Source organism: Pseudodesulfovibrio piezophilus C1TLV30 (assembly GCF_000341895.1).
Lineage (GTDB): Bacteria > Desulfobacterota > Desulfovibrionia > Desulfovibrionales > Desulfovibrionaceae > Pseudodesulfovibrio > Pseudodesulfovibrio piezophilus.
In genome coordinates, this window is the sequence record NC_020409.1 from 2,464,306 (window position 1) to 2,477,743 (window position 13,438).

The window sequence follows — 13,438 nt, forward strand, 5'->3', positions numbered from 1 at the left end:
CATTCTTGAAGAAACATGGTCTGGATATGATTTTTTTTTATGGAGGAACAGTTTTTTTACACTTTATAATCTTCTTTTTATCCTTTTTTGACTCAAGTCATACTGATGATATCGGGAATGTTCTAAACAAGGACTCAACGACGGAAACTTTCCAAAACATAAAGGAGTACACCCATGTTTTGTTATCAATGTGAACAAACCGCCAAAGGCGGCTGCACCAAAGTTGGCGTGTGTGGCAAGAAAGACACCACTGCATCCCTTCAGGATCTTCTTCTTTACTTGACCAAAGGATTGGCTCAGGTAGCCGTGGCTGCTCGCAAAGCAGGAATTGAAGACGCGGAAGCTAATCTATTTACCGCAAAAGCGGTTTTTTCCACTCTGACCAATGTTAACTTTGACGATACCCGTTTTGTCGCGTTGATTGAAGAGTGTGTCGCCAAGCGTGATGCGCTCAAAGCCAGAATTCCTTCTGTTGAATTCTCCGGCCCCGCCATTTTTATTCCGGCAGCTGACCTGGCTGGCCTCGTGGAGCAGGGGAAAGAGTTCGGTGTCGAAAATGACCCTGAAACCAACCCTGACCTCAAGTCCCTGAAGCAGACTTTGACCTATGGACTCAAGGGTGTCTGCGCCTATGCTGATCATGCCGCCATTCTGGGCAAGGAAGACAATGAATTGTACGCCAAGATTCAAGGATTGCTTGCTGCGACACTGTCCACGGACTTGACCTTGGAGCAGTGTGTGGAAGCCGGTCTTGAATGCGGTCGTATCAACATTCGCGCCATGGAGTTGCTGGACGATGCCAATACTTCCACGTATGGCCACCCCGAACCTACTGAAGTGAAACTCGGGGCCACGGCAGGCAAGGCCATTCTTGTTTCCGGGCATGACCTCAAGGACCTGGCGACATTGCTCAAGCAGACTGAAGGCAAGGGCATCAATATCTATACTCATGGTGAAATGCTGCCTTGTACTGCATATCCCGAGTTGAAGAAATACAAGCATCTTGCCGGTCACTACGGCACGGCATGGCAGAATCAGCAGAAGGAGTTCGCAGAATTCCCCGGTGCCATTCTCATGACCACCAACTGCATACAGAAGCCCACAAATTATATGGATTCGATCTTCACCACCGGCCTTGTCGGTTGGCCCGGAGCCGTTCATGTTTCCAATGACGATTTCACTCCCGTGATCGAAAAGGCGCTTGCCATGGAAGGGTTCCCTGAAGACACCGAAAAGGGAACTGTTATGACAGGCTTTGCCCGCAATGCTGTCATGTCTGTTGCCGGAACCGTTATAGACGCGGTCAAGGCCGGGAATATCAAGCACTTTTTCCTCGTCGGCGGTTGTGACGGAGCCAAGCCCGGGCGTAACTACTATACCGAGTTTGTGGAAAAAACCCCTGCCGATACCGTGGTTCTGACACTGGCCTGCGGCAAATTCCGTTTCTTTGACAAGCAGCTTGGCGATATCGGCGGCATCCCCCGTCTGCTCGACATCGGTCAGTGCAACGACGCCTATTCCGCTGTCCAGATCGCTCTGGCTTTGGCCGATGCCTTTGATTGCGAAGTCAATGACCTGCCGCTTTCTCTGGTCTTGTCCTGGTATGAGCAGAAGGCTGTGGCAATCCTGCTCTCACTGCTCGCCCTGGGTATCAAGAATATCAAGCTCGGCCCCACACTGCCTGCGTTCATCACTCCGAATGTTTTGAACTTCCTGGTCGAAAATTATAATATTGCTCCCATCTCCACACCGGATGAAGACCTCAAGGAAATCCTCGGATAATCCTCAACCATAAAGCAAGCCCCTGCTCCGACACATGTCGAAGCAGGGGCTTTTCTGTTGACGGGAGGGGAGATCTTAGAACCGAATCAGATAGCGGCGGGCGATCTTGTTGTAGGTTCCATCCTGGCGCATCTTGCTGATGGCGATTCCCAATGCCTGGAGTATCTCTTCCTTGTGGGGATAGGTCGAGGTTCGGGAAAGAGCGAGGTAGGAAGGCTTTTTGGTCAGAAGTTTCTTGGGCAGATACACGATGGAGCTGGTGAGTCCCATATCCTTGAGTCGGTAGTATGTGACGTCGATATTTCCCGCATAGGCATCAATTTCGCCTGAGAGAAGACCCCTCAGTGCTGCGGTCAGGTCAGGGTAGTCCTTGGCTTGCATGATACCTGCATCAAGGGCGTCATGAAATTCCTTGCCGAGATCAGTCCCGGCGATTCGTCCTATAATCTTCCGTTTGAGGTCGGTGTAGGAGTCAAAGGAAAAGGTGTCACCGACCTTGGTGAAAAGTACATATTCACTGAAATGAATGGGAGCATCCCGCATGAAGGAAGCCACCTTGTCCCTGTCCGGGGTAGGGAAGAGCGCAAACGCCCCGACGCATTCGCCGGTTTTCAGCCTCAGCAGCAGTGTGTCCAGTGGTGCCATGTCTATCTGGATGTCCAATCCGGCCCGTTTGGCTGCTTCAGTGATGACATCCACATCGATCCCGGCAGGCTGTCCATCTTTTTCCATGGAATAGGGCGCAAAGTCGATATTTGTTACGAAGACAGGGTGTTGTGCCATTGCAGTCGAGGCAAAGATGGTCAGAACGAGGGCGAAGGCAAAAAGATATGAACGCATACGGTACTCCTGAAAGGATCGGGTTTTGTGACTCTCTACGCGGTTCGACGCGGGGAGACAAGCTGGGGTGTGGAACTGTGTCGTATTATAATTAAATCCTTTTTCCTTTTGCAGTACAAGTGCTGATAATGGGAGACAAAGCCAGAGGGGTATACAGGGTGAGCAGTTCACAGGTGCTGGTTATAGACGATAACCCGACATTCAGGGCATTGGTCCAGGTTCACCTGGCCAAGAAGGGGTATGATGTTGTCGAGGCAGACAGCGGACCTGAAGGAATCGAGCTGTTCATGCACAATCTGCCGGATGTGGTGTTGGTGGATTTGCGTATGCCTGAGATGGACGGACATGAGGTCCTTGTCGATCTGGCTGGGCGTTCAGCGGAGATACCCCTGATCGTGATAACCGGAGACAGTCAAATAGAGGATGCGATCAAGGCCTTGCGAAACGGGGCTTGGGATTTTGTCACCAAGGGAGAGGACTTCCTGTCCGAATTGGACAGTGCTCTGACCAAAGGGCTTGAACGGTCCGAGTCAGTCGCTCGGGAGCGGAAGCGCCTTGATCGGGAAATCGCCGAAAGACGTAAGGCAGAAGCTGCCTTGAAGGGGCAGTTGGAGTTTATTCAGACTGTTATCGATGCGGTTCCGAATCAGATTTTTTATAAGGGACGTGATGGGGTCTATCTCGGATGCAACAAGGCTTTCGAGGATTTGGTGGGATTGTCGGCCGGAGAGATAATAGGCAAACGGGTTCAGGATATTGCCCCTCCTGGTGAACGGGATATGTATGTTCGCAAGGATGAGGAACTCTATTTCGGAACCAAGAATCAGGAATTTGAACAGCGTACCCGATTTGGTGGCGTGGTTCGGGATATTTTGGTGCGCAAGGCCCTGTTCCGGGATCTGGAAGGACAGCCCAACGGCATTGTCGGTGTCTTGAGTGATATTACCCGTCAGAAGGAGAGTCAGCAGGAATTGCGGGCAAGCAAGGAACGGTTCCGTTCCCTTCTCGAATCTTCCCCCCTCCCCATCATCATCGCCGATATCGAGGACGGTTCATGCGTCTATGTCAATCACCGGGGAGCAGAATATTTCGGAGTGGACCCGACAGAAGCTGTCGGTATGTCCACCATGACGTTTTATCCTGATCATGCGCTGTGGGAGAGGCTGAAGGCCGGTGTGCTTCAAAACGGTATTTTGTCCGATGAAGAGGTCGAGGTGCGCCGGTTTGACGGAACACATCTCTGGACGCTGGCATCGGCATCATCCATGGAATTGGATGGCAACCGTGTGATGAGCATTTCCTTTTCCGATCTGACAGAGCGCAAAGATTTGGAAGAAGCGATGGAGAAATTCAAATTCATAGCCAATGCCTCCCATGACATGATGACTCTAAGTAACAGGGAATTTCTCTATGAGGCGGCGAACCAGGCATATCTGGATCAACATGGGAAGAGTGAAGAGGCCATTCTCGGCCATTCCATGACCGATGTTTGGGGAGAGGAGTCCTTCACCAAAGGGATTCAACCGTACTTTACCCAGTGCCTATCCGGCACGGCTGTCAAATATGAAGCGCGCTTTTCTTTTTCCGGGAAATCTCCCCGTGATTATGAAGTCAGCATGTACCCGTATTTCGGTTCTGATGGTCAAGTTTCTCATGTTGCCACGGTCTCCAAGGATATTACTGAAGCGCTGGAGGCCAAAGCGGAGATACTGGAAAGCCGGGAACATTTCAGAACCATCTTCGAAAGCTCCTTGGACCCCATCGTTCTTTTTGACAGCCGATTGCACGTCTTTGGCATGAATACATCGGCCATCGCCAAGTTCGGCTTCAATCAACAGGCGGTCATGGGACATGACATGAGGAAATTTTTTGTCTCCACCCCGGATTTTGTTCTTTTCAGAAAAACCGTTATGCCGATTTTGGAAAGTCAGGGAGCCTGGATGGGAGATTGGACATTCGCCAATAGCGCGAAGATGGCAATACCGACCGAAACTACCATCTCGGCTATTCCACCCCGTGCAGATGGAGAAGAAAGGGGGTATGTCGCTATTGTGCGGGATATTAGCCCGAGGATTCGCGCAGAGAATGAGCGCAGGGAAACCGAGGAACGGTACAGGGCCGTGTTTGAGTCTTCTGGCGCAGCGACGATTCTTGTCGATGAAGAGGGGATTGTTACCAAGGCCAATCAACGTTTTCTCGACCTTTTTGAAGCCCCGGCCAGTGATATTGAAGGGCGAATTCATTGGAACGAGTTTGTTGCGGATGAAGACAAGAAATTCATGGAGCAGCGAAAAGAGACATTGGTCCGTGCACCAGGGCATATCTCCCGGTATGAATTTCGATTCATGTCGTTAAGCGGGGAGTTGCGGCATGTCTTTCTGGAAGCCAGCGTCCTTCCGGGAACTGACCAATCCATCGTGTCCATTACGGATATCACGGATCGAAAACGTGATGAGAATCGGCTGCGTGAAGCTTTGGATGAAATGGAGGCCATTCAGCAGAATACTATCGTGGGAATCGGGTTGTTCCTTGATGACAAGATTGTGCGCATCAACAAGCGCGGGGCAGAAATTTTCGGTTATGAGCCGAAAGATATCCTTGGCCGGTCTCCCTCTGCCTTTTTCCTTTCCGAGCGGAGCTACATGAGTTTTCGCAGGCGTTGTGTCTATAACCTTATCGTTCATGGTGCCTTTCAGTCGGAGCGGTCCTTTCGTCGGGTTGATGCCACCTGGATATGGGTACACCTTTATGCCCAACCAGTGGATAGGACGGATTTGAGAAAAGGTGTCATCTGGACCATCCTTGATATCTCGGAGCGTCGGCATAATGAAATAGTGGCCAATATGCTCTATCAGATTTCCAATGCCGTCAGTTCTACCTCAGACCTTCATGAATTTTATGAACGAATTCACGCGATCCTCAGTCGAACCATCAATGCGACCAATTTTTTTATTGCCCTTTTGGACAAAGATCAGCAGATGCTGGAATTTTCTTACTTCGAGGATGAGAAAGATGACCTCAAAGGACATGTTCTCGACCTCCGCCAGCATGGGAAAAAAAGCCTTTCTGCCGAGGTTATTCGTACCGGGATGCCCCATTTGGTAACAACCGGGAAAGTTCAGGCGAAGAGTGTTTATATCCCGGATAATTCGGCTGCATATGGTTTGGTTATACGAAATCGGCAGGATATTCTTGATGCAAATGGGGTCGAGAACAAAGACATGATCGGTACGTGCTCCAGAGTCTGGCTCGGGGTTCCCCTGAAGATCAAGGGTGAAGTCGTGGGGGTGATGGCTGTTCAGTCCTATGACGACCCGGATCAATTCTCCTCCAAGGACGCGGCCATGATTATTTCGGTTTCAGAGCAGATAGCCTTGGCCATAGAGCGTAAGGGAAATGAGCGGGATCTTCTGAAGGCAAAGGAACTTGCCGAGGCGGCCAGTCAGTCGAAAAGTGAATTTCTTGCCAATATGAGCCATGAGGTGCGGACACCGTTGAATGGTGTTTTGGGTATGTTGCAACTCGCTCAGACAACTGACCTGACGGAAGAACAGCGGGATTATGTTGACACGGCCCTCAGTTCAGGGCGGAGCCTGCTTTCTATTATCAATGATATTCTGGATTTTTCAAAAATAGAGGCGGGTAAACTTGAAGTTGTGACCGAGCCATTTTCCTTTTCCCAGCTGGTGCAGGATGTTCTGATGACATTCAGAGGACAGGCCAGAAACAAGGGGATTGATCTGGTTCTCGACCTGCCTGATGAAATCCCCGAACCTCTGGTAGGTGGCAAGGGCAGGTTGCGGCAGATCCTTTTCAATCTGGTTGGGAATGGCGTGAAATTTACCACTGACGGGCATGTCGGCATCTTTGCACAGATCCTGCGGCAGAAAAGGGACGCGGGGACATTGTTGTTGCTCATCTGTGTCGAGGATACGGGTATCGGCATCCCTGACGACAAGATTGAAGATATCTTTGAGCCATTCACTCAGGTGGACGGATCATATGTCAGGCAACATCAGGGAACAGGATTGGGACTTGGTATCGTCAAACGATTGGTGGATCTTTTAAACGGCACCTTGACCATAGATACGGAAGAGGGGCGTGGCACGGCCTTGTATTTGACCATGGAATTCGGGATCGAGTCCATGTCTTTGGCCGAGTCCCTTGGGAATTTCCCCGATAGAAGTTCGGGCAAGCGGTTCCTGGTTGTGGAAGATAATCGCGTGAATCGCATTCTTGCTGCGCGAATGCTCGCCAAATTGGGGCATGATTCCGACGTTGCCTGTGATGGATGGGAAGCATTGGAAAAATTGAAAAATGAGGATTTTGACGCCGTATTCATGGATATTCAAATGCCTGGTATGGATGGTGTCGCAACGACAAGCAGAATCCGGGCGGCCAAGCCCGGTTCAGGAATTAATCCCGAGATTCCCATTGTTGCCATGACTGCTCACGCAATGCTTGGGGATAGGGAAGTGTTCATTGATAGTGGTATGGATGAGTATATTGCCAAGCCCGTGGAACTGGATGAGATAAGTTCAACCATCGCTCGCCTGTTCACCAGGAAGGGGAAGTCAATTCAATAAGAGGGAGAAAGCAAAGAAGCCTGAACTGCTTTCTTCAACATATCCTCCTTGTTGAGTGGGAAATGGTTTGGTGCCAAAACGTGAGACTGTTATCTTCACTTAACAATCTAGAAAATATCTCCATTTTTGCTAGCCTTCACAGGTTGATTATTATATGTGAAGGAGATGGATACAAATACTCGAGCCGCCCGGCCCGTATCCTATTTTCCCGTCTCTCCGGTCATGTTGTTCCCGGAGGCTCTAGGGGACTTTGCAGTCTACCTCTGGCAAGGAGGGGACTTTGTCCTTTACACCCAATCGGGTCAGCAGTTCACTCTCCGTCATCGCCAGATACTCCACCAGAATGATGTCAAGGAAATCTACATTCAAAGCTCGGAAAAACCTGAGTATGAACGGTATATAGAGCAGAATCTGGGGAAGATTCTACTTGATGAAACACTTCCCATCGAAGTTCGATCAAAAGTTTTTTATGAAGCATCCGCTGTCGTCATGCAGGATGTTTTTGACCGCAAGCTTCCGAGCGCTCTGCGGGCGAGGCATTTCGACCGGATTACGGATATAGTCAAGAACTCCATCTCGTTTTTGGCTTCAGACAACTCCCTTTCAGCAATCGCTCCTTTTATTTCACATGATTACAAGACATATACGCACTGCATGCATGTCTTCATCTATTCGGTTGCCGTTTTTCAGAGTTATGACATGACTGACAGTGAAGTGTTTGAATGTGGTCTTGGCGCACTGCTTCATGATGTCGGCAAGGCCAAGATTCCCCGGCGTATTCTCAACAAGCGAGGCTCTCTGACCCAGGCCGAACGTGAGATCGTCAAGGAACACCCGATTCATGGGGTCTCCATGTGTGCCCATCTGCCCATGACTCAGAACACGATCAACTGTATTCTTTTCCATCATGAGAAACTCGATGGTACAGGATATCCCGCAGGGCTGAAAAGCGATAATATTCCCATGCCGGTACGGATAATTTCCTTGGCCGATGTCTATGATGCCCTGACCACGGAACGCCCCTATGCCGAAGGCATGGAACCTTATGAAGCCTTGACGCTGATGAGGCATGACATGCGGGATGCCTTGGATATGAACGTCTTCAAGCAATTCGTGGCTGTTTTAAGCGGTGCGGATCTTCTCTGATCTTTCGAAATATTCTCGTATTCCAGCTCAATGATTTTCTATCTTTTTTGGTGGTTTCCCTGCACTTTCTGGAGGTGTGTGTCTCGCGTGCCTGATCTCTTGTTTTGAGAGGGGGCGGAGACTGTATGGTTTCATATGGCCTTCCGGGTTTTTTCAAATGAGAATGCGTGGGAATGCAAAAAGGAAAGCCCCGGACAGAGAACTGTCCGGGGCTTTTGTCTTCATACTGTGGAAGTTTACTCAGCAGCTTGGCGGGCGGCTTTTATCCAACCTTCCCAGGTTGCCTTGTTCTTGGCGATCCATTCGTCTGCGTGGCGGGCGATGTCCTTGTCGGATTTTTCACCCTGATTCATCTTGGTGTTCTGTTCGCTGATATCGACCAGCGGCAGGGTAAAGAGCTCGAGGAATTTCGCAGCAGCGGGGTTCTTGGCGAGGAATTTCTTGTTGGCCACGACACGAATATCGGAGACGACAAAGCCTGCCTTGAGCGGATTGGACACGGCACCGACAACATCGGAAGCTGTCATGCGGTCCTTGGCTCCGGCCTGTGCTTCAGTCGGGTTGATCTCAGGGACATTGATCCACATGACGTCTTTGCCGGGCTTGAATTTGAAGATAGTCCAGTTTGGGGTCCAGGTATAAAAGAAGACGGGCTTGCCGGATTTGTAGTTACCCAGGGCAGAAGCCATTCCTGCTTCGTAGGCGGCCTTGACCGGGTTGATGTGGTCTTTCAGGTCATAGACCTTCATATGGTGGGAAATGACCTTTTCGCATCCCCATCCTGGAGGGCAGGCAGTCAGATCAGCTTTGCCGTCGCCGTTGGTATCAAATGCTTTTTGGACCTCAGGGCGCTTGAAGTCATCAAGGGATTTGATGTTGTATTTTTCCACTTCGCGTTTGGAAACAAGATATCCCTGAAGGCCACCGGCCTTGGCGACGTACCCGATTTTCTGTGCGTATTTATCAAAGTTCTTTGGCAACTGGGCATCGTGCATGGGGAACCAGCCGTTCGCCCAGTAGTCGAGGTCGCCCATGGTTACGGATTTGTAGAAGATGGGGTTGGCGAGGTCTTTGACCTTGGCAACTTTGTATCCCAGTTCTTCCATTCCCTTACGAATGAGGACTTCCTGAAAGAAGCCAGTGTTCCAGGTTGCACGGGCCGGGCGCAGGGTGACACCTTCTCCCGGTGTCATGTTCATTGCCATTGCAGTGGTCGCGAGCATGAGGATGCAGAGTGCCGCGAGGGTGGTTTTCATCAGTTTCATGGAACCTCCTTAGATTCTTATTTACTGTTTTTTAGCCATGGATTGGGTGATGCGGTCGAGAACAATGGCCATGAGCACAATGCCGAGACCGCCAACGACGGCGCGACCGATATCAAGGGTGTTCAGACCGTAGATGACGGGTGATCCGAGACCGCCTGCACCGATGAGGGCGGCGATAACGACCATGGAAAGAGCCATCATGATGGTCTGGTTCAGCCCGGCCAGGATAGTGGGCAGGGCCAGGGGAATCTGGACTTTGACCAGAACCTGCCAGCGGGTCGCTCCAAAGGCCTGTGCAGCTTCGATGAGTTCGGGATGGACTCCCCGAATGCCAAGGCTGGTCAATCGGATGATCGGTGGCAGGGCAAAGATGATCGTTGCCAGGACACCCGCGACGTTACCGACGGAGAAAAGCATGACAATGGGCACCAGGTAAACGAAAGCCGGGGTCGTCTGCATGGCGTCCATGACAGGGCGTAGTCCCGTCTGAAAGGTGTCGCTCCGGCCGGCCATGATGCCGAGCGGGACACCGAAAAGAGTACAGATGATTACGGATGAGAGGACCATCGCCAGGGTGATCATGGTTTCTTCCCACAGGCCAAGACAGCCGATGAGGACCATGGAGAGAATGGAAAACAGGGCCAGTCGTTTGCCGGAATACTTCCATGCGGCAAAGCCGATGACGGCGATGACGATGACAGGATGCAGGGCAGTGAGGCCATGCTCGAAACCGTTGAGAAGTTGTTCAACGGGCCATTTGAGAGTCTGGAAGAATTCCCGGTAGTTGTCCACCAGCCATTCCACGAAGACCGACACCCATTGATCCATGGGTATGATTGCATCTTCAAACATTATTCATTCACTCCGGTTTCAAGATTGACTTCCGTTTTGTGGAGTATTCTGAGGAAGCGGTTTTTGGAGACCACTCCTTTATAAACATCATTTTCATCGACCACCGGGACGGGCCAGGACGCCTCGGCTACTTTGGGGAGAATGTCCTGCATGGAATCTTCCATCCGTACCGCAGTTCCTTCCGGAAGAAATGCCTGGCTGATGGGAGAGTTGGGGATCCCGGCTTCAAGGGCATTTCTGATACCTTCTGAAGAGATGACGCCGAGGAAGCGGTGGCGGGCGTCGAGGACATATCCATGTTCACGCTCGCTGCCACTGAGAATTTCGTGCGCGGTGCGCAGGCTTCCCTGTTTGGTGACGATGATTGTCGGGTGGGTATCGCGTGCAATATCCGCCGCGCTGATGACATTGGTCGGGTCCACGCCACGGAAAAAGGCTCGCACGTAGTCGTTGGCCGGATTTTGGAGGATTTCATCCGGGGTGCCGACCTGGACAACATTGCCGCCTTCCATGATGGCGATACGATCGCCGATGCGCAGGGCCTCATCAAGGTCATGTGATATAAAGACGATGGTGCGTTGCTGTTCTTCCTGGAGTTTCAGCAGTTCATCCTGCATTTCAGTGCGAATAAGTGGATCGAGGGCTGAAAAGGCTTCATCCATAAGCAGGATGTCCGGGTCCACGGCGAGGCCGCGCGCCAGGCCGACACGCTGTTGCATGCCGCCACTGAGTTGGTCAGGGTACTGGTTTTCCCAACCAGTCAGGCCAACCTGTTCCAGGGCTTCCAGAGCGCGTTCATGGCGCTGGGCCTTTTCTATACCTGCCAATTCCAGGCCGAAAGCGGCATTGTCCAAAACGGTCTGGTGCGGCATGAGGGCGAAGGACTGGAAGACCATGCTCATGTTATGCAAGCGGAATTTGACCAGCTCATCGTTGTTCATGGCCGTGACGTCCTGACCATCGACTATGACACGTCCGGCAGTCGGCTCAATGAGTCGATTGAGCATCCGCACAATGGTCGATTTTCCTGAGCCGGAAAGGCCCATGATGACAAAAATCTCGCCCGCTTCAATGGAGAAGCTGGCATCACAGACGCCGACGGTCATGCCGGTTTCCTCCAAAACGGATTTCTTGTCATGGCCGTTTTGAAGCATTTTGAGTCCCTTGGCAGGCTTGCTGCCAAAGATCTTGTAAAGGTTTTCTACACGAATCTTTTCCATGGTATCTCCATAGGATATTATAAAAACCGCCTCCGTAACACGGGGCGTAAGTCAAAGGCGTGGGCAGAGAGGAGGAAGTCAGGAGGGAGGAACCCGCTTTCGCAGGCCACAAGGGAGGGTATTGCGGGATTGCCCGGAAAATGATGTTACTATTTTTCTTATGTGATAGAGAGTAGGTAAAGGCATATTATAATGTAGTGAAGAAAAGTAACAATGAAAACCGTAGAAATGGCAGTCAATACTGTAGTGTTTCCCTTTAGTAGTACGTATTTGTATTGACTATGAGTCCGTTGTTTCTTTTCTAATGCGAATTCTGCGCAGTCGTCTCAAAATTGGAGCAGGAGTCTCCAGGCAGTTCATTAAAATGTAACTCGCGATTGTAAGGATAGATAAAATGCCAGTCCCTGTCAAATGAGCTCTTATGTGACAGAAAAACAACGAAAATCATAACACAGATTTGTGAAATGCATACTCTTGAGGTTCTGAGGATATGACGTGGTCCGACACGGGCAGGATTTCTTCTCCCGCCAGTGTTTTTTCATGGGTGAAGAGCCTGCCTGTGTCGCATGAGTTTATCGTAATGAAATAACACTTTACCATAAAGGTTTCCATATTATATGGATGGATGAGATACAGTCTGTTGGGACTCGGAAAAGGGAACCGTTTTGAGAGGGAGTATTGCATTGAAAACCTGTGAAGACGTTCGGAATATGAAAGGCCTCCTCGATCGTTTTGGTATTGGCAATGACCCGGATTGGATATCCATAGTCCTCTTCGTGCGCAATCTGTTGAGTCGGCTTTCTATCTATACAGATGACAAGAAAGCGGAAATTCAACGGGAAATTTTTGGAGAACTGGCCAAGAAAGATTTTTCGGAGGAGCATTTCGAAGTCGTGCTCGCCATGCTTGATATGTACGTCATGCAGACGATCGGTGCTCAGGATCTAGAGGATGCCCTGACCAGGGAAAAACGATCCGCCTCTCAATTGTTGAATGAAATGAATGAGGTCATCGATACCATGAATGGGTCCAGCGAGCGACAGAATCGCAAGCTCGACGCTTTTAAAGAGCAGACTGTGGGGGTTATCGAGTCCGGTGAAGATCAGTCCGTCATCGTTGCCAAGGTTCGACAGATGTTTCAGGAATTGATCGTTGAATTCAAAGAAGAAGCCAAGCTGCTGCAATCGCGGGCTTTAATGCTTGAACGGTCGGCAAATTTTGATCCCCTTTTGACAGAGCTGCATAATCGGCGCGCTTTTGATGCCTTTTTGAATGATGCCATCCTGGCTCAACGCAAAAAGCCCGGCTCCCTCTGCCTCCTGATGATTGATGTCGATCTCTTTAAAAATGTCAATGACACGTATGGGCATCAGGCAGGTGATGATGTTTTGCGGGCCCTGGCCCGAATTCTAACGGCTCATGTCATCCAATACAACGGATTCCCGGCGCGATACGGAGGTGAAGAATTGGTGGTGGTCATTCAGGATATGCCCCTGGATATCGCCGTTCTCAAGGCTGAAGCATTGCGAACCAATGTCGAGCAGTATGGGTTTCGCATCCGTAATGAGGGGCGGCTGACTGAAGCCGAAGTCTCATGTACTGTTTCCATTGGGGTTGCCCAGTGGCAGAAAGGGTGGGATGCAGGGCAACTTGTTCGTGCGGCGGACACCGCACTCTATCGAGCCAAGGATTCCGGGCGTAATCAGGTCTGCACTGCGAGGCCTTCATAAAAAAGGGACTGTACTGG

8 protein-coding genes are annotated in these 13,438 nt (G+C 50.6%); 4 read left to right on the forward strand and 4 right to left on the reverse strand.

Annotated elements, in window-relative coordinates; genetic code table 11:
* The first annotated feature begins 174 nt into the window (after positions 1–174).
* Entirely contained in the window at positions 175–1,782 is a 1,608-nt protein-coding gene (hcp, locus tag BN4_RS11610) for a hydroxylamine reductase (RefSeq protein WP_015415591.1), read from the forward strand.
* A 75-nt stretch (positions 1,783–1,857) separates the two neighbouring features.
* Here the strand turns inward: hcp and BN4_RS11615 are convergent, their stop codons facing one another.
* On the reverse strand, positions 1,858–2,622 hold the full coding sequence (locus BN4_RS11615) for a substrate-binding periplasmic protein (protein WP_015415592.1): 765 nt from the start codon (positions 2,620–2,622) through the stop codon (positions 1,858–1,860).
* 158 nt (positions 2,623–2,780) lie between these two features.
* Here BN4_RS11615 and BN4_RS17255 point away from each other — a divergent pair, with 158 nt between their 5' ends.
* Positions 2,781–7,208 carry a PAS domain S-box protein gene (locus BN4_RS17255; protein ID WP_051053264.1) on the forward strand — a complete coding sequence of 1,476 codons (4,428 nt, stop codon included), beginning with the start codon at positions 2,781–2,783 and terminating at the stop codon, positions 7,206–7,208.
* A gap of 165 nt (positions 7,209–7,373) precedes the next feature.
* Positions 7,374–8,354 (forward strand): HD-GYP domain-containing protein, encoded by a 981-nt coding sequence (locus BN4_RS11625; protein ID WP_015415594.1) that lies wholly within the window; start codon positions 7,374–7,376, stop codon positions 8,352–8,354.
* Positions 8,355–8,590: 236 nt separating this feature from the next.
* On the opposite strand, the gene proX is transcribed toward BN4_RS11625, so the two are convergent.
* The 3 genes from proX to proV are packed head-to-tail and all read right to left on the reverse strand — an operon-like array spanning position 8,591 to position 11,691.
* The gene (proX, locus tag BN4_RS11630) at positions 8,591–9,619 is read right to left on the reverse strand and encodes a glycine betaine/L-proline ABC transporter substrate-binding protein ProX (RefSeq protein WP_015415595.1); all 1,029 of its coding nucleotides are present in this window, start codon (positions 9,617–9,619) and stop codon (positions 8,591–8,593) included.
* A gap of 21 nt (positions 9,620–9,640) precedes the next feature.
* Positions 9,641–10,471: an ABC transporter permease gene (locus BN4_RS11635; RefSeq protein ID WP_015415596.1), complete on the reverse strand. Its 831-nt coding sequence runs from the start codon at positions 10,469–10,471 to the stop codon at positions 9,641–9,643.
* Positions 10,471–11,691, reverse strand: a complete 1,221-nt coding sequence (gene proV, locus BN4_RS11640) for a glycine betaine/L-proline ABC transporter ATP-binding protein ProV (RefSeq protein WP_015415597.1) — start codon at positions 11,689–11,691, stop codon at positions 10,471–10,473. The genes BN4_RS11635 and proV overlap by 1 nt, the downstream gene beginning before the upstream one ends.
* A 710-nt stretch (positions 11,692–12,401) precedes the next feature.
* On the opposite strand from proV, the gene BN4_RS11650 reads away from it, so the two are divergent.
* Positions 12,402–13,421 (forward strand): GGDEF domain-containing protein, encoded by a 1,020-nt coding sequence (locus BN4_RS11650; RefSeq protein WP_157871362.1) that lies wholly within the window; start codon positions 12,402–12,404, stop codon positions 13,419–13,421.
* Positions 13,422–13,438: the final 17 nt, after the last annotated feature.